At 64.1% G+C, this 16,993-nt stretch carries 18 protein-coding genes; 11 read left to right on the top strand and 7 right to left on the bottom strand.

Annotated features, from left to right (window positions below):
* Position 1: 1 nt before the first annotated feature.
* Genes AAHK21_RS06915 through AAHK21_RS06905 form a run of 3 tightly spaced genes read left to right on the top strand, consistent with a single transcriptional unit; the run spans position 2 to position 2,408 of the window.
* A complete protein-coding gene (locus tag AAHK21_RS06915; RefSeq protein WP_367856828.1) occupies positions 2-781 on the top strand; it encodes a 5-oxoprolinase subunit PxpA in 780 nt (259 codons plus the stop codon).
* Positions 778-1,473 (top strand): 5-oxoprolinase subunit PxpB, encoded by a 696-nt coding sequence (pxpB, locus tag AAHK21_RS06910; RefSeq protein WP_046856675.1) that lies wholly within the window; start codon positions 778-780, stop codon positions 1,471-1,473. Before AAHK21_RS06915 ends, pxpB begins: the two co-directional genes overlap by 4 nt.
* Positions 1,470-2,408 (top strand): biotin-dependent carboxyltransferase family protein, encoded by a 939-nt coding sequence (locus AAHK21_RS06905; RefSeq protein WP_367856827.1) that lies wholly within the window; start codon positions 1,470-1,472, stop codon positions 2,406-2,408. The genes pxpB and AAHK21_RS06905 overlap by 4 nt, the downstream gene beginning before the upstream one ends.
* Positions 2,409-2,531: 123 nt before the next feature.
* On the opposite strand, the gene AAHK21_RS06900 is transcribed toward AAHK21_RS06905, so the two are convergent.
* From AAHK21_RS06900 to AAHK21_RS06890, 3 genes are all read right to left on the bottom strand, one after another.
* Complete coding sequence (locus AAHK21_RS06900; protein ID WP_023629932.1) at positions 2,532-3,710, bottom strand: VWA domain-containing protein; 1,179 nt, start codon at positions 3,708-3,710, stop codon at positions 2,532-2,534.
* A 13-nt stretch (positions 3,711-3,723) separates the two neighbouring features.
* Positions 3,724-4,569 carry a MoxR family ATPase gene (locus AAHK21_RS06895; protein WP_023629931.1) on the bottom strand — a complete coding sequence of 282 codons (846 nt, stop codon included), beginning with the start codon at positions 4,567-4,569 and terminating at the stop codon, positions 3,724-3,726.
* A gap of 190 nt (positions 4,570-4,759) precedes the next feature.
* A complete protein-coding gene (locus tag AAHK21_RS06890) occupies positions 4,760-5,833 on the bottom strand; it encodes a DUF748 domain-containing protein (RefSeq protein ID WP_367856826.1) in 1,074 nt (357 codons plus the stop codon).
* 134 nt (positions 5,834-5,967) lie between these two features.
* On the opposite strand from AAHK21_RS06890, the gene cysK reads away from it, so the two are divergent.
* From cysK to AAHK21_RS06875, 3 genes are all read left to right on the top strand, one after another.
* On the top strand, positions 5,968-6,942 hold the full coding sequence (gene cysK / locus AAHK21_RS06885; RefSeq protein ID WP_367856825.1) for a cysteine synthase A: 975 nt from the start codon (positions 5,968-5,970) through the stop codon (positions 6,940-6,942).
* A 156-nt stretch (positions 6,943-7,098) separates the two neighbouring features.
* Entirely contained in the window at positions 7,099-8,034 is a 936-nt protein-coding gene (locus AAHK21_RS06880; protein WP_046856670.1) for an aspartyl/asparaginyl beta-hydroxylase domain-containing protein, read from the top strand.
* A 382-nt stretch (positions 8,035-8,416) separates the two neighbouring features.
* Positions 8,417-9,298 (top strand): DMT family transporter, encoded by an 882-nt coding sequence (locus AAHK21_RS06875; RefSeq protein ID WP_367856824.1) that lies wholly within the window; start codon positions 8,417-8,419, stop codon positions 9,296-9,298.
* Positions 9,299-9,340: 42 nt separating this feature from the next.
* On the opposite strand, the gene AAHK21_RS06870 is transcribed toward AAHK21_RS06875, so the two are convergent.
* Positions 9,341-10,216, bottom strand: coding sequence for a DMT family transporter (locus AAHK21_RS06870; RefSeq protein ID WP_367856823.1), 876 nt, complete (start codon positions 10,214-10,216; stop codon positions 9,341-9,343).
* A gap of 178 nt (positions 10,217-10,394) precedes the next feature.
* On the opposite strand from AAHK21_RS06870, the gene aceK reads away from it, so the two are divergent.
* Positions 10,395-12,110, top strand: coding sequence for a bifunctional isocitrate dehydrogenase kinase/phosphatase (aceK, locus tag AAHK21_RS06865; RefSeq protein ID WP_367856822.1), 1,716 nt, complete (start codon positions 10,395-10,397; stop codon positions 12,108-12,110).
* Positions 12,111-12,263: 153 nt separating this feature from the next.
* Here the strand turns inward: aceK and AAHK21_RS06860 are convergent, their stop codons facing one another.
* Complete coding sequence (locus tag AAHK21_RS06860) at positions 12,264-13,124, bottom strand: DUF6279 family lipoprotein (RefSeq protein ID WP_367856821.1); 861 nt, start codon at positions 13,122-13,124, stop codon at positions 12,264-12,266.
* Between the two features lie 129 nt (positions 13,125-13,253).
* On the opposite strand from AAHK21_RS06860, the gene AAHK21_RS06855 reads away from it, so the two are divergent.
* Entirely contained in the window at positions 13,254-14,090 is an 837-nt protein-coding gene (locus tag AAHK21_RS06855; protein WP_023629535.1) for a S1 RNA-binding domain-containing protein, read from the top strand.
* On the opposite strand, the gene AAHK21_RS06850 is transcribed toward AAHK21_RS06855, so the two are convergent.
* Positions 14,091-14,471: a hypothetical protein gene (locus AAHK21_RS06850; RefSeq protein WP_023629534.1), complete on the bottom strand. Its 381-nt coding sequence runs from the start codon at positions 14,469-14,471 to the stop codon at positions 14,091-14,093. It abuts the gene before it with no gap.
* 230 nt (positions 14,472-14,701) lie between these two features.
* On the opposite strand from AAHK21_RS06850, the gene AAHK21_RS06845 reads away from it, so the two are divergent.
* From AAHK21_RS06845 to def, 3 genes are all read left to right on the top strand, one after another.
* Positions 14,702-14,881, top strand: coding sequence for a CsbD family protein (locus AAHK21_RS06845; protein WP_023629533.1), 180 nt, complete (start codon positions 14,702-14,704; stop codon positions 14,879-14,881).
* A gap of 166 nt (positions 14,882-15,047) precedes the next feature.
* Positions 15,048-16,004, top strand: coding sequence for a YihY/virulence factor BrkB family protein (locus AAHK21_RS06840; RefSeq protein WP_046856666.1), 957 nt, complete (start codon positions 15,048-15,050; stop codon positions 16,002-16,004).
* A complete protein-coding gene (def, locus tag AAHK21_RS06835; protein ID WP_031314713.1) occupies positions 16,004-16,540 on the top strand; it encodes a peptide deformylase in 537 nt (178 codons plus the stop codon). The genes AAHK21_RS06840 and def overlap by 1 nt, the downstream gene beginning before the upstream one ends.
* Here the strand turns inward: def and AAHK21_RS06830 are convergent.
* Positions 16,495-16,944 carry a GNAT family N-acetyltransferase gene (locus tag AAHK21_RS06830; RefSeq protein ID WP_367856820.1) on the bottom strand — a complete coding sequence of 150 codons (450 nt, stop codon included), beginning with the start codon at positions 16,942-16,944 and terminating at the stop codon, positions 16,495-16,497. The two genes, def and AAHK21_RS06830, sit on opposite strands and share 46 nt — an antisense overlap.
* Positions 16,945-16,993: the final 49 nt, after the last annotated feature.

Genomic DNA, 16,993 nt, shown 5'->3' with positions numbered 1-16,993 from the left:
CATGAACATTGATACGGAGGTCCGCCAGGTGAAACGCCTGCTACTCAATTGCGACATGGGCGAGAGCTTCGGCAACTGGCGCATGGGCCAGGATGCCAAGGTCATGCCGTTCATCGACTGCGCCAACATCGCCTGCGGCTACCACGCCGGCGACCCCGGCACCATGCGCCGCACCGTGGCCCTGGCGCTGGAGCACCGGGTGGCCATCGGCGCGCACCCGGCCTACCCGGACCTGGCAGGCTTCGGCCGCCGCTCCATGGCCTGCAGCAGCGACGAGATCCGCGACCTGCTGCATTACCAGATCGGCGCCCTGGACGGCATCTGCAAGGTGCTCGGTGGCCGGGTGGCCTACGTCAAGCCCCATGGCGCGCTGTACAACGACATGATGGCCAACCCGGCCATCCTGCGCACCGTGCTCGAGGCCGTGGCGGCATTCGACAGCGGCCTGCCGTTGATGCTCATGGCCACCGCCGACGACAGCGCCGCCCAGGCTCTGGGCGATGAGATCGGCGTGCCGTTGTGGTTCGAAGCCTTCGCCGACCGTGGCTACACCGCCAGCGGGCACCTGATGTCACGGCGCCTGCCGGACGCAGTGCACCATGACCCGACGCTGGTGGTCGAGCAGGCCTTGCGCCTGGCCAAGGGCGAGGCCCTGGTGGCCGACGATGGCAGCGAGGTGCGGTTGAACGCCAGCACCCTGTGCGTGCATGGCGACAACGATGGTTCCGTGGCCGCGGTACGCCAGATCCGCCAGGCACTCGACGCGCTGGAGCAGGCATGACCCCACGTATCGAAGTGGTGGCCGTCGACAGCCTGATGGTGCGGCTGTTTGATGCCATCGATGAAGGCAACATGCCGTGGATACTCGCCGCCAGCCAGCGCTTGCGGGACGTCTTTGGCCAACAGTTGATCGACCTGGTGCCGTCCTACACCACGCTGATGGTGCAGTTCGACCTGGCGCCGGGCGAAGCGCGCCGGCGCATCCTGCACGCACTGGAGGGCCTGCGGCCGGATGACGGAAAGGCCGGGCGCAGGCACGAGATCCCGGTTTGGTACCACGCCAGCGTCGGCCCCGAGTTGCCGGTGCTGGCTGCGCGAAGCGGGCTGAGCGAAGCGGAAGTGATCGACGTGCACTGTGGTCGTGATTACCCGGTGTTCGCGCTGGGGTTCGCCCCGGGTTTCGGCTTCATGGGGCTGGTCGACGAGCGCCTGGCCACACCGCGCCTGAGCACCCCGCGCAAGCGTGTGGCAGCGGGCAGTGTCGGTATTGCCGAACGCCAGACTGCCGCCTATCCGGCGGTGTCGCCGGGCGGCTGGAACCTGATCGGTCGGACGCCGGTGCACCTGTTCGACCGCGAGCGCGAGGGCTATAGCCTGCTGCAACCGGGCGACCGGGTACGTTTCGTGGCCGTCGGGCACGCCGAGTTCATCAACCTGGGCGGTGATGACAGCCCGCTGGAGGCCCAGGCATGAGCCAGTTGAGGATCGAGGCCAGCACCGCGCTGTGCCAATTGCAGGATGGCGGGCGCTTCGGCGTGCGGCATCTGGGGGTGACCCAGGGCGGCGCGCTGGATTGGGTGGCGATGCGCTGGGCCAACTGGTTGCTGGGCAATGCCTTGGACAATGCCGTGGTGGAAATCGCCCTTGGCGGGTTCAGTGTGGTTGCCGAGGAAGATTGCATGCTGGCGTTGGGCGGGGCCGACCTGGATGCGCAGGTCGACGGGCAGGCCGTGGCGCCCTGGACCAGCTTCAACCTCGACAAGGGCCAGCAGCTGACGCTGCGTCAGCCTCGCCAAGGGGTACGTGCTTATCTGGCCGCGCCTGGCGGGTTTCAGGGCGAGGCGGTCCTGGGCAGTTGCTCCACGGTGGTCCGGGAGGAATTGGGTGGAGTGGATGGCCAGGGCCGGGCGTTGGCGAAAGGGGAGGTGCTGCACGCTGTCGGAGCCATCGCGGGGCAAGGCGGGGCGCCGAACCGCCGCTCCCACGTTCCCGAAACGTTGCGGCCGGTGTATGCGGACAAGCCTGTGCTGGACCTGGTGATGGGGGCGCAGATAGGCGATTTCAGCGGCACCAGCCTGTTCGAGGCGTTCAACCGTGACTGGACGCTGGACAGCCGTGCCGACCGCATGGGCATTCGCCTGCTCGGGCCGCAACTGGTCTACCAGGGCGCGCCGATGATCTCCGAGGGAATCCCGCTCGGCGCCGTGCAGGTGCCGCCGGACGGGCAGCCGATCGTACTGCTCAATGACCGGCAGACCATCGGTGGATATCCGCGGCTGGGGGCGTTGACGCCGCTGGCGCTGGCGCAACTGGCGCAGTGCATGCCGGGCGCGACGATACGCTTCAGGGCGGTGGTGCAGGACGAGGCGTGGCGCGAGCAGCAGGCATGCTTGCGCTGCTGGGGTTGAGTCTGCCGGCCTCATCGCGGGGCAAGTCGGGGCGCCGAACCGCCGCTCCCACGCTACTCGCGCATTTGCAGGGCTGGCGTGGGAGCGGGCTTGCCCCGCGATGAGGCCAGTTCGGTCAACAGATTACTTGGACAGGTAACGCATCCCGTCTTCCAACCCCTGCAACGTCAACGGATACATCTTGTCCTCGATCAGGTCCCGCACCAGATGGGTCGAGGCGGTGTAGTCCCAGGCCTGCTTCGGATACGGGTTGATCCAGATAATCTTCCTGAATTTCTCCATGAAGCGCTGCATCCACACGTACCCGGCCTCTTCGTTCCAGTGCTCGACGCTGCCGCCGGGCTGGGTGATCTCGTAGGGTGCCATGGCTGCGTCGCCGACGAAGATCACTTTGTAGTCGTCGCCGTACTTGTGCAGCAGGTCGAAGGTGGAGAAGCGCTCTGAGGTGCGGCGCAGGTTGTTCTTCCACACCGACTCGTAGACGAAGTTGTGGAAGTAGTAGTACTCCAGGTGCTTGAACTCGGTCTTGCAGGCCGAGAACAGTTCCTCGCAGACCTTGATGTGGGCGTCCATCGAGCCGCCGATGTCGAACAGCAACAGCAGCTTCACCGTATTGCGCCGTTCGGGGCGCATCTGGATGTTCAGCAGGCCGGCGTCACGGGCGGTGTGATCGATGGTGCCGTCGATGTCCAGCTCCTCGGCGGCGCCTTCGCGGGCGAACTTGCGCAGCCGGCGCAGGGCCAGCTTGATGTTGCGCGTGCCCAGCTCGACCTGGTCGTCGAGGTTCTTGTACTCGCGCTGGTCCCAGACTTTCACCGCCTTGCCCTGGCGCTTGCCGGCCTCGCCGACGCGGATGCCCTCGGGGTTGAAACCGCCGGAGCCGAACGGGCTGGTGCCACCCGTGCCGATCCATTTGTTGCCGCCGGCATGGCGTTCCTTCTGTTCCTCGAGGCGCTTCTTGAACTCCTCGATCAGCTTGTCCAGCCCGCCCAGGGACTGGATCTGCGCCCGTTCCTCGTCGGTGAGCGAGCGCTCGAACTCCTTGCGCAGCCATTCGTCGGGGATCAACGCCTCGATATGCCGATCGAGGTTTTCCAGGCCCTTGAAGTAGGCGGCGAAGGCACGGTCGAACTTGTCGAAGTGCCGTTCGTCCTTTACCAGGATGGCGCGGGCCAGATAGTAGAAGGCGTCCATGTCGGCGAACACCACACCTTTTTGCAAGGCATGGTGCAGGTCGAGCAACTCGCGCACCGACACCGGCACCTTGGCCGCGCGCATTTCATTGAACAGGTTGAGCAGCATGGCCCGGCTCCCGTCAGCGGTTGCCGCGCCGGCTCATGAAGGCCAGGCGCTCGAGCAGCGTCACGTCCTGTTCGTTCTTCACCAGGGCCCCGGCCAACGGCGGGATGGCCTTGGTCGGGTCGCGCTCGCGCAGTACCGCCTCGCCGATGTTGTCGGCCATCAGCAGCTTGAGCCAGTCGACCAGCTCGGAGGTGGAGGGCTTTTTCTTCAGGCCCGGCACCTTGCGCACGTCGAAGAACACGTCCAGTGCCTCGCTGACCAGCGACTGGCTGATGTTGGGGTAGTGCACGTCGACGATCTGCTGCAGGGTGGCGCGGTCGGGGAAGGCGATGTAGTGGAAGAAGCAGCGGCGCAGGAAGGCGTCAGGCAGCTCCTTTTCGTTGTTGGAGGTGATGATGATGATCGGGCGCTGCTTGGCCTTGATGGTCTCGTCGATTTCGTAGACGTAGAACTCCATCTTGTCGAGTTCCTGCAACAGGTCGTTGGGGAACTCGATGTCGGCCTTGTCGATTTCGTCGATCAGCAGGATTACCCGCTCGTCGGCCTCGAAGGCCTCCCACAGCTTGCCTTTTTTCAGGTAGTTGCGCACATCGTGGACCTTGTCCACGCCTAGCTGCGAATCGCGCAGGCGGCTGACCGCGTCGTATTCGTACAGGCCCTGGTGGGCCTTGGTGGTCGACTTGATGTGCCAGGTGATCAGGCGTGCGCCGAAGGAGGCGGCCAGTTGTTCGGCGAGCATGGTCTTGCCAGTACCCGGCTCGCCCTTGACCAGCAACGGGCGCTCCAGGGTGATGGCCGCGTTGACCGCCAGCTTGAGGTCATCTGTGGCGACGTAGTCGCGGGTGCCTTCGAACTTCATTAACCGATCCTCTGGGTGGCTGGCTGGCGTCATTGCGGGCAGACCCGCTCCCTGTGGGAGCCGGCTTGCCGGCGATAGGGCCGGCCCAGGCAATACATGTTTATTGATGTGCCAACGACTATAACGCCACGCCCGACGCGTGAAAACGCAGACCGGGTATTCAGTCCCTGAATGGTCCGTCACCCAGGGCTCAGTCGGATTTGGGCGCGGGCTGCTCGTAGCGTGCGTTGAACGCCTGGATGAAGCCGTTGCGCAGGATCTGCAGGAACGCCTCGAAGGCGCTGATGTCCTGCTGGTGCACGCTGCCGCTGAGTTCCACGCGGGTGGCGAACTGGTTTTTCGGCTGGTTCTTGAGCACGGTCTCGGTGGCGCCCACGACGGCTTCCCATATCGAGCGCAAGAAGCCCTTGTCCTTGTCTTCCACGTCCTGCTGCCAATTGAACACATCGACATCGCGCAACAGCGGCTTGATGTAGCCCTTGAGCCGGCCATTCTCGGCCTCGGTCTCGATCACCACATCGCCATGCCCGGCATTGAAGTCGAACTTGCCGTAGGCACTGGCGAAGTCGTTCAGCCGGCGCAGTTCGATGCCGGTGGCGCGCAGGCGGAACTGGAAGTCGTCGAAGTCACTGAAGGGGTCGAAGGTGGCGCGGCTTTCCACCTTGGCATCGCCCAGCAGCAGCGCCGTCCCTTCGAAGCTGGCGTCGCGCCGGCCCTTTTCGTCGCGCACGTTGGTCAGGTTGCGGATGCTTGCGTCCAGCCGGGTCGCCTTGAGGTCTACCGGCGGTCTGGAATTGAAGTTGCGGAAGGTGAGGGTGCCTTGTTCGATGCGCACGTCGTTCAGGGTGATCGGCAGCAGTTTTTCCAGTTGCTGGCGCCAGTCGGTGCCTTGGCCGGTCTGAGAGTTCTGTTTGTTGCCGCCGTCGACGAAATTGAGTTCGGGGCGTACGAAGGTCACTTCGGCGACCACGGCGCGGTCGTACCACAGCGAGTGCCAGCTCACCGACAGGTCGATCAGCGGTGCTTCGAGCAGCGGCACCGGCACCTTGCCGCTGACCTTGACGATCTTCAGGCCATTGATCTGGTACGCGCCACGCCACCACGCCAGGTCGACATCGTGGACCTGGCCGCGGTAGTCGCCCATGTCGGCCAGCTTGTCGTTGAGGTAGTCACGCACCAGGTAAGGCAAGGCAAGGTGCAGGGCCACCAGCAGTGCGACCAGGCTGGCGAAGCCGACCAGTGGCCAGCGGTAGCGCGCTTTCATCGGGTTTCTCCACGGGAGCATGTGCGGTTGACCGCAGGCCGTTTCGTCGAGTTCGAACGGGCTTTACGCTCACCGATTGCAGGCTTACCCTCAGGGTTTTCCCTGCACTTTTTTCCTGTTCAAGGACCGCCGCCATGAGCCGTATCTACGCCGACAACGCCCATTCCATCGGCAACACGCCGCTGGTGCAGATCAACCGCATCGCCCCGCGCGGCGTGACCATCCTGGCCAAGACCGAAGGGCGCAACCCTGGCTACTCGGTGAAGTGCCGGATCGGCGCGAACATGATCTGGGACGCCGAGAGCAGCGGCAAGCTCAAGCCGGGCATGACCATCGTCGAGCCCACCTCGGGTAATACCGGCATTGGCCTGGCCTTCGTGGCCGCCGCCCGTGGCTACAAGCTGGTGCTGACCATGCCAGACTCGATGAGCCTGGAGCGGCGCAAGGTACTCAAAGCGCTGGGCGCCGAGCTGGTGCTGACCGACAAGGCCAAGGGCATGAAGGGCGCCATCGAGAAGGCCAACGAGATCGTCGCCTCCGACCCTGAGCAGCACTTCCTACCGGGCCAGTTCGACAACCCGGCCAACCCGGCCATCCACGAGAAGACCACCGGCCCGGAAATCTGGAACGACACCGATGGCGCGGTCGATGTGCTGGTGGCCGGCGTCGGCACCGGTGGCACCATCACCGGCGTGTCGCGCTACATCAAGCACACCCAGGGCAAGGCGATCCTGTCGGTGGCAGTGGAACCGGTGAACTCGCCGCTGATCAGCCAGACCCTGGCCGGCGAGGAGCTCAAGCCCACCCCGCACAAGATCCAGGGCATCGGTGCCGGCTTCGTGCCGAAGAACCTCGACCTGTCGATCGTCGACCAGGTCGAGACGGTGACCGAGGAAGAGTCCAAGGCCATGGCCATCCGCCTGATGCAGGAGGAGGGCATCCTCTGCGGCATCTCATGCGGCGCCGCGATGGCAGCGGCGGTGCGCCTGGCCGAGAAACCGGAGATGCAGGGCAAGACCATCGTGGTGATCTTGCCGGACTCGGGCGAGCGTTACCTGTCGAGCATGCTGTTCAGCGATCTGTTCACTGAGCAGGAGAACCAGCAGTAAGCGACACGCTGCAAGCCGCAAGTCGAAGGCATGGCCGTATTGACGCGGATCAGCTTGAGCTTGCCGCTTGCAGCTTCTGGCTTGCAGCTGCTCCTGATGGGTTTATGATGTCCGGCTATCTGGGGATGGCCTGATTTCCCCTCCAAGGAGTGTTGCATGACCTTTTCCTTCGTCGCCAAGGCCGGTGTCCTGCTGGTGTTCTTCGGCAGTGTGCTGTTCGTGCACCTGCGCGGCAAGGCACGCCTGCCGGTGCTGCGCCAGTTCGTCAACCATTCGGCGCTGTTCGCCCCCTACAACAGCCTTATGTACCTGTTTTCCGGCGTACCTTCCAAGCCGTACCTGGACCGCCAGCGCTTCCCCGAGCTGGATGTGCTCAAGGACAACTGGGAGGTGATCCGCGAAGAGGCCATGCGCCTGTTCGACGAGGGTTACATCCGCGCGGCGGAAAAAGACAACGACGCCGGCTTCGGTTCGTTCTTCAAGAAGGGCTGGAAGCGCTTCTACCTGAAGTGGTACGACAAACCGCTGCCTTCGGCCGAAGCGCTGTGCCCGAAGACTGTCGAGCTGGTCAGCAGCATCCCCAACGTCAAGGGCGCGATGTTCGCCCTGTTGCCCGGCGGCAGCCACCTGAACCCGCACCGCGACCCGTTCGCCGGTTCCCTGCGCTATCACCTGGGGCTGTCCACGCCGAACTCCGACAACTGCCGCATCTACGTTGATGGCCAGCCCTACGCCTGGCGCGACGGCGAGGATGTGATGTTCGACGAGACCTTCGTGCACTGGGTCAAGAACGAGACCGAGGTCACCCGCGTGATCCTGTTCTGCGACGTCGAACGCCCGCTCAACAGCCCGCTGATGACCCGCATCAACCGCAAGGTCAGTGCCTTCCTCGGTCGCGCCACCGCGCCGCAGAACACCGATGACGAGCGTGTCGGCGGGATCAACCAGGCCTATGCCTGGAGCAAGCGCTTCAGCAATGTCATCAGCACCCGGGTCAAGCAGTTCAAGCGTGCCAACCCCAAGGCCTACCGCGTGCTGCGTCCGGTGCTGGCGGTTGTCGTCGCCTACGCCCTGTACCACTGGTTGTTCTGATCCGGTCGAGCAGGCCTGCTTTCACACCTTGTGCAAGCAGGCTTGCCCCGCGATGATTCCCCCGCTATATTCCGAAACACTTTCTTCCCCGAAGACCTGTTCATGCCAGCCATTGCTTCCACCACCGCTTACGTTCTCGCGCCTGTCGCGGGCGTGGTCGTGCGTGGCAGCCAGCAGCCGGCCATGATCAGTCACTATCCACCACCTGTCAGTGGCGTGGTAGGCGGCGTAGCTCCGCCTCCTTGCGCAGTCGTGGTGCTGGGCTGATCGGCCGCTGGCCGCTCCCCACCGCACTCGCAACCTACTGAACACGGTCGGCTATCCCCGCAAGTCGCGATAGGCCCTCCGTACGGCTCATTTGCCCGTATACAGGTGGCAATACATGTCTGTCCTCAACAAAGCATCCGTGGCCTCGGCGGCCACGACCAGCCTGTTCGTCCTGCTGTGGAGCAGCGGGGCGATCGTCTCCAAGCTTGGCCTGGCCCAGGCCAGCCCCTTCGCCTTCCTGCTGCTGCGTTCGGCCCTGGCGCTGTTCGGTCTGCTGTTGATCGGTCCGTTGCTCGGATTACGTTGGCCACGCACCCGGGGCGGCATTGTTCGCGCCCTGGGGACCGGCTGCGTATTGCTCGGTGCCTACCAGATCTTCTACCTGCTGGCGCTGAACACTCACGTTACGCCCGGTGTCATGGCCACGGTCATGGGCGTGCAACCGATCCTGACCGTGGTGCTGATGGAGCGTCAGCGCTCCTGGAGCCGATTGTTCGGCCTGGGGCTTGGCCTGGGCGGCCTGGTGATGGTGGTCTACCAGGGTATCAACCTGGGTGGGGTATCCCTCGCCGGGATGCTGTTCGCCCTGCTGGCGCTGGCCAGCATGACCTTGGGCTCGATCCTGCAGAAACGCATTACCGACAATCCCATGGGCACCTTGCCCCTGCAATACATGGCGGGCTTTGCAATGTGCGCGGTGTTCGCGCCGTTGCAGCCGCTGCATGTCCAATGGAACGCCAGTTTCCTCGGCGCGCTGCTGTGGATGGGGCTGGTGGTTTCGTTGCTGGCCACGCTGCTGCTTTACCGGCTGATCGCAAGGGGCAACCTGGTCAATGTCACCAGCCTGTTCTACCTGGTGCCGGCGGTCACGGCGGTGATGGATTTCATCATCTTCGGCAACCGCCTGGCGCCCCTCAGCCTGCTGGGGATGGGACTGATCGTGATCGGCTTGCTGTTCGTGTTCCGTAAGCCTGCGTTGCGCACAGCCGAGGCCTGAGTCAACGAGCGGTCGGAGCGGGGCAAGCCCGCTCCCCTTTTTTCAGTGCCGTGCCGGGCGCAGCACCAACCACAGCGCCGCACCGATCAGCAGACCGCCATACAAGTGCGCCATCGACAGCGGCTCATCCAGCAGCCATGCGCCCCACAGCACGCCGAACACCGGGATCAGGAAGGTCACGGTGCTGGCCTTGACCGGCCCGATTTCGTTCAGCAGGCGGAAGTACAGGATGTAGGCGAACGCCGTGCACAGTAGCCCCAGGCCCAGGAGCGACAGCCATACCTGCCAGCCGCCCCAGCTGGTCGGCGGCTGGGTCAGCGCGCTCCAGGCGAACAGCGGGCTGAGCAGCAAGGTGGCGCCGAGCATGCTGCCCAGCGCCGAAAGGCGGCTGTCCAGCGTGCCGACCCAGCGTCTTGCCAGGAAGCCCGCGAAGCCGTAGCAGGTGGTGGCGGCCAGGCAGGCCAGTGCGCCTTGCACCAGGGCCATGTCCAGCGCCACCGGGCCGGCACCGCTGAGAATGCCGACACCGAACAGCCCGAGGAAGATCCCGCAGAGCTTGGGTAGGGTCATGGCTTCGCGGAAGAACAAGGCGCCGATCAGCACGCCCATCAGCGGCGTGGTGGCGTTGAAGATCGCCGAATAGCCGGCCGGCAGTACCTGCGCCGCCACGGAATAGAACGTGGCCGGAATGCCCGAGTTGATCATGCCCAGCACCAGGCAGGCGCCCAGCTTGCCCTCGAAGTCCCAGCGCACGCGGGCGGCGGCGAGGATGGCGATCAGCCCCAGGCAGGCGATCGACACGCGGAAGAAGGCGGTCGGCACGGTGCCAAGCTCCGGGGCAATGATGCGCATGAACAGGAAGCTGGCGCCCCAGACGGCGGCAAGGGTCAGCAGGCGGGCGAGGGCGATGGGGCTCACGGGGGTCTCCGGCGGTAGGGCAGGGCGCGAGTGTACGTCAGGGCGAGTGGGGGATTCTTGTGCTTTCTTGCTGTGTGAATCCGGGACCGCCTCACGGGCGTCATCGCCGGCAAGCCGGCTCCCACAGGGCTCGTATCCGACTAAGCTCTCTCGGTGACCATTGCATAGAGGCACGCGCATGACCCCAGCCTGGCCCGCCGTCGATATCGCCCGGATGATCCTCGATGGCTTCGACGACTACCGCGAGCACTTTCGCCGTATCACCCTCGGCGCCCGCGAGCGCTTCGAACAGGCGCGCTGGCAGGACATCCAGCACGCCGCCGCAGCGCGCATCAACCTGTACGAGGAGAAGGTCGCCGAGGTCAACGGCTGGCTGCGCCAGCGCTTCGACACCGCGGTGCTGCTGGACGTCGAGCAGTGGCCGCTGGTCAAGAACGCCTACATTCGCCTGATCGACCCCCGGCTGGACGACGAGCTGTCCGAGACCTGGTACAACTCGTTGTTCTGCAGCCTGTTCAGCCATGACCTGATCAGCGACGGCTGCATGTTCATCCACACCACCCGGCCGTCGATGCGCGGCCATGAGCGGGCGGCGCAGACGCGCACCTATACGCTGCAGGACGGTCTCAAAGGCTTGTTGCGAGCGATCTTCGCCGATTATGCGTTCGACGTGCCGTATGGCGACCGGGAAGGCGATATCGCGCGCCTGGAGGATCAATTGCGCGAATGCCTGCCCGACTGGGTCTGCAAGGATCCGGCCCTGGCCGTGGAGCTGTTCACCCCGGTCCTCTACCGCAACAAGGGCGCCTACCTGGTCGGTCGGCTGTACACCCCCGACGAGCAGTGGCCACTGGTGATCCCGCTGCTGCACCGCGAGGGGCATGGCATCGAGGCCGATGCGCTGATTACCGACGAGGCGGAGGTGTCGATCATCTTCTCCTTCACCCGTTCGTATTTCATGGTCGATGTGCCGGTGCCGGCGGAGTTCGTCAACTTCCTCAAGCGCATCCTGCCGGGCAAGCACATCGCCGAGCTGTATACCTCGATCGGGTTCTACAAGCATGGCAAGTCGGAGTTCTACCGGGCGCTGATCAACCACCTGGCCAACAGCGACGACCGCTTTGTCATGGCCCCGGGCGTGCGCGGCATGGTCATGAGCGTGTTCACCCTGCCGGGCTTCAACACCGTGTTCAAGATCATCAAGGACCGCTTCTCGCCGTCGAAGACCGTCGACCGGGCCACGGTGATCGAGAAATACCGCCTGGTAAAAAGCGTCGACCGCGTCGGGCGCATGGCCGATACCCAGGAGTTCGCCGATTTTCGCTTTCCCCAGGGCAAGTTCGATCCCGACTGCCTGGCGGAACTGCTAGAGGTTGCACCCTCCACCGTGGCGCTTGAGGGCGACACGGTGCTGATCCGCCACTGCTGGACCGAACGGCGCATGACCCCGCTCAACCTGTACCTCGAACAGGCCAGCGAAGCCCAGGTGCTGGAGGCGCTGGAAGACTATGGGCTGGCGATCAAGCAATTGGCGGCGGCGAACATCTTCCCCGGCGACATGCTGCTGAAGAACTTCGGCGTCACCCGCCATGGCCGGGTGGTGTTCTACGACTACGACGAGATCAGCTACCTCACCGAGGTCAACTTCCGTCATATCCCGCCGCCGCGTTATCCGGAGGACGAGATGTCCGGCGAGCCGTGGTACTCGATTGGGCCGCATGACGTGTTCCCCGAGGAGTTTCCGCCATTCCTGTTCGCCGATATCGGCCAGCGCCGCTTGTTCAGCCGCTTGCATGGCGAACTGTACGACGCCGATTACTGGAAAGGCCTGCAGGAGGCGATCCGGGCGGGGAAGGTGATAGATGTGTTCCCTTATCGGCGCAAGGCGCGTTAGGCCTTAGGCTCTGTACGAAAAGCCTTGATACTTGTTCATGCTGCGTTGAAAACAGCCTCGGAATGCTCATGTACTCCAGTACACTGCGCTTCCTCGGCTGTTTTCGCCTTGCCTGACCTGCGTCTCAAGACTTTTCGTACAGAGCCTAGCTTTTCACCCCTTGAGGCACTTGAGCTCGCTGAAGTCCGCGCGCACCTTGCTCAGCCGCTGCTGCAGGAATTGCCGCTGGGCCGGGCTGCTCTGTTTCAGCAGATCCACCAGCAGGCTGCGTGCCTGGCGCTCGGTGTTCTGGAATGCCTGACGGTACTCCGGTGTCCACAGGCTTTCCTTGCGCTGCAGCAATTGCGCCAACCTGGGCTCGAAGCTTGGGCTGGCGCGCTGGTCCATCGCCAGCACCAGTTGCTGCTGCCAGTGGGCGCGGTTGGCGATCCACTGGCGATTCTGGTCACCCAGGGCCTGTGACCAGCTCATCACCCGCAGCCGTTGCTCGGCATCGAGCTCGCCCAGCCAGGGCTCAAGGCGCTTGCGCATGCGTGCGGCACGGTTCTCGACCTGCTTGGCCAATGGTGTGTCGACGTACTCCTTCTGGCGTTTGTCAATGTCCTTGCGAAAAGCCTCGCGCATTTCCGCTACCTGGTTGTCATTCATGCCCTTGAGCAGTTCCGCGGCAGAGGGGGTTATCGCTTCGGTGACCCGGCCGATGGCCTGGCGCGCCTCGACCGTGCGTTGGCGCAGGCTTTCATCGGTGACCGCGTCGTTGGCGACCATCAGCTGCACCCGGTCGAGCCAGTCGAGGTAGCCGGGCAGTTGGGTCTTGCAGTGCCAGGCCAGGTGCGCCTTGAGCCGTTCGTCGAGCAACTGCTTTTGCTCGCGGTTCATGTCCAGGTAGTCGCCCAGCGACCACGGCACCAGGCGATCAAGGTTGCGGTAGGCCAGGTCGATGCGGCTGCAGGCCGTCAGTGCCAGGGCGAAGCCGATGAGCAGGAGCAGGGCTTTGGGCAGGCGAAGGGGCATGAGCGAATCCTTGCTGGGCTGGCCAGGCGGTAGACGCACGGTGGGCCCGACGGTTCCGGCGAATGTGCGCTCGGGCGGCCGGGCGGGTCAGGTGTTAGAATAGCCGCCTTGTCTTGAGGATCTTCGGAAATGGCTCTGCTTGGGCGTTACAACAGTTTGCAAATCGTGAAACACGTGGAGTTCGGCCTGTACCTTGATGGCGGCGCCGATGGCGAAATCCTCCTGCCGCGGCGCTACTTCCCCAAGGATGCCGAGCTGGAGCTGGACGATTGGCTCAACGTGTTCATCTACCTGGACAGCGAAGACCAGCTGATCGCCACCACCGAAAAGCCGAAAATGCAGGTGGGCGAGTTTGCCAGCCTCAAGGTCAAGGACATCAACGGCGCGGGCATCTTCCTCGACTGGGGCCTGTCCAAGGACCTGCTGATGCCTTACTCGGAAGAGTCACGGCAACTGAAGATCGGCGACTACTGCGTGGTCCATGCCTACCTGGACAAGCGCACCCGGCGTATTACCGCCACCGCCAAGCTGGACCGTTACCTGGACCGCACCCCGGTGGACTACAGCGTCGGCCAGCCGGTCGAGCTGCTGGTGGCCGGCGAGACGCCGATGGGCTTCAAGGCGATCATCAACAACCGCCACTGGGGCCTGATCCACAAGAACGAGGTGTTCAAGTTCCTGCGTTCGGGCATGCACGAGAAGGGCTTCATCAAGGAAGTGCGCGCCGACGGCAAGATCGCCCTGAGCCTGCAGCCGGTGGGCCAGGCCTTGGCCGACAGCCTGCACGAACAGATCATGCAGCGCCTCGAGGCCAACGGTGGTGTGCTGCCGGTGTGCGACAAGAGCGACCCGGCGCTGATCAGCCAGATGTTCAACGTCAGCAAGGGCAACTTCAAGAAAGCCATTGGCGCGTTGTTCAAGCAGGGCCGCATCGTCATCCATGACGATCGCATCGAGCGGGCTTGATCAGCCCTGCACGAAGGTGCTGAAGTCCAGCTGCTCGCCACCTGGGCGGGTGTCGCGCAGCAGTGAGTCGCGGTCTGCGCTCAGGGCCAGGCTGATGGTCGAACGGCGTTTGCCGGGGTTGCGCACTTCCATCTGCTCCTGATGAGCCTTGAGGAAGTTGGTGGGCACCTTGAGGTGCTGCAGCCCGTCGTTCTCTGGGGTGTGCAGCAGCAGGTTGACCCAGTCGGGCTGGCCCTTGCGCAGCAGTGCAACCGGCACTTCGAACCACCACAGGTTGCGCTTGGTGTCGAGAATGGCGAACAGGGTGTTGGCACTGGTGAGTACCGGTTTGGCCAGCGCCTCGTTACGGCGAGCGATGGCGGTGGGTTTGTCGAGTTTCATGCAGGTTCCTGCGGGTTGACGCGAGTAAGGCCTGCCATTGTGGGGTGGGGCTTATCGCGGGGCAAGCCCGCTTCCCCGAAATCACCGAACCCGGACCGTGCAAGCGTATCGAGCCCTGCCAATTGCCATTTGGCTGACAGGGTGCAAATGAATTGAAACTCTGCCCAATAGCCTTGGGTCGATCAGATGTCGACACGATTTCCCGTGTCTTTCCCCCGAGGAGACATCCCATGAGTGGCACCAAGGACAAAGCGAAGGGCCTGGCCAACGAGGCCGTGGGCAATATCAAGCAGGGCGTCGGCAAGGTGACCGACAATGACAAGCTGCGCGCCGAGGGCAAGGCCCAGGAACTGAAAGGCGAGGCGCAACAGGCCGTGGGCAAGGTCAAGGATGCCGTGAAGAAACCTTGACCGCCGCAGCCTGGCCGCGGGGCAAGCCCGCTCCCGCAAGATGGGGGCGGGCTTGCCCCGCGCTTGCTTTGTACTGTGCGCAAGGTACAAGCGAACAGCACGCCCTCCGCCTGGTCTATTAGACTTGCAGCATTGCCATTCCGATCAAGCGGCGAAAGGAGACGCTATGATTTTCCCCGACCTGCGCGGCCTGCCCCTGCACCGCGTGTTGGTGCGCACCGTCAAGGAGTTCCTCGATGACGAGATGTCCACCTATGCCTCCGCGCTGGCCTACCAGATGCTGTTCTCGCTGTTCCCCTTCCTGCTGTTCCTGATCGCCCTGATCGGTTTCCTGCATCTGCCGGACTTCTTCTCCTGGCTGCGCCTGCAGTCGGAACTGGTGCTGCCGCCCCAGGCCCTGGAGCAGGTCAACCCGGTGATCGACCAGTTGCAGCAGTCCAAGGGCGGGCTGCTGTCGGTGGGTATCGTGATTGCCCTGTGGACCGCCTCGGCGGGCGTGCGCCTGATGATGAGCGCGATGAACGCGGCCTACGACGTGCCCGAGGGGCGGCCGGTGTGGAAGCGCATTCCGCTGTCGGTCATCTATACCGTCGGCATCGCCGGCATGCTCCTGGCAGCGGCGGCGCTGATGGTGCTGGGGCCGCAGGTGATGGAGTGGATCGCTTCCCAGGTCGGGCTGGAGGAGGCGGTCGTCATCGTCTGGACCATCCTGCGCTGGCCGGCGATCATCATTCTGATGATGGTGGCGGTGGCGCTGATCTACTACGTGATGCCCGACGTGAAGCAGAAATTCCGTTTCATCACCCCAGGTTCGGTGCTGGCGGTGGTGGTGTGGATCGTCGCCTCGCTGGGCTTTGCCTACTACGTGAAGACCTTTGCCGACTACAACGCCATGTATGGCAGTATCGGGGCGATCATCGTGCTGTTGCTGTACTTCTACATCTCCGCCGCAGTGCTGCTGTTGGGCGCCGAGATGAACGCGGTGATCGAGCACATGTCGGCCGAGGGCAAGAACCCCGGCGAAAAGGAATTCGAGCAGGACAACCCGCAACAGAGCATCACCGTGCTCGGCCATGAGCACCCGGTGACACCCGAACCCCAGACCCGCGAGCCGAATACCTGATGATCCGCGACATTCTCAAGATGGGCGATGAACGCCTGCTGCGCATCGCCCCGCCGGTTCCCGAGCACATGATCGGCAGCCCGGAGCTTGCGCAACTGATCGACGACATGTTCGAGACCATGGCCCATGTCGGCGGTGTCGGCCTGGCCGCGCCGCAGATCGGCATCGACCTGCAACTGGTGATCTTCGGCTTCGAGCGCAGCGAGCGTTACCCGGACGCCGAGCCGGTGCCACGCACCATCCTGCTCAACCCGGTGATCACGCCGCTGGCCACGGAGGTCGAGGACGGCTGGGAGGGCTGCCTGTCGGTGCCCGGCCTGCGTGGCGTGGTGCCGCGCTACAAGCACATCAGCTATTCGGGCATCGATCCGCAGGGCAACCCGATCAACCGCTTTGCCGATGGCTTCCATGCCCGGGTGGTGCAGCATGAGTGCGACCACCTGATCGGCCGTTTGTATCCTTCGCGCATCCAGGACTTCAGCAAGTTCGGCTATACCGAGGTGCTGTTCCCCGGGCTCGACGTGGCCGACGACTGACCCCGCCTCATCGCCAGCAGGGCCTTGCTGCGCTGGTAGCGGGCCAGGCGTGAAGCCAGGGCCTCGGGCAGGGTGGTTGTCGGTGTGAAGGCCAGGCGTTGGTAGAAAGGCGCCAAATCCGGGTGGCAGAACAGCCAGGTCGCAGCGTTGCTTTCGGCCAGCGCCGCGTCTATCAGCCGGGATGCGATCTGCTGGCCGCGCCACTGCGGGGCGACGAACAGGCCGGTCAGCCAGTGATCGCCACCGATGGGCGTCAGGTTCATCCCACCGATTATTTCTGCGGTACGCGCCACCCATTGCTCGCCTTCACCGGCGGCGCGCATGCGCGAGCCGTGCTGGCGGTAGAAGTGGTCCAGCAGGCGGCGCTGGGTTGGGGGAAGGCGAGTGCAGGTCAGAGGGAGCATGCTTGGTTCACGCGGTGTGGCTATCTCAGGCAGGAATTCATCGGTGCTT

Origin of the sequence: Pseudomonas sp. TE50-2 (genome assembly GCF_040813665.1) — a bacterium.
GTDB classification, from domain to species: Bacteria; Pseudomonadota; Gammaproteobacteria; order Pseudomonadales; family Pseudomonadaceae; genus Aquipseudomonas; species Aquipseudomonas soli.
This window is presented reverse-complemented; position numbering and strand designations above follow the sequence as displayed.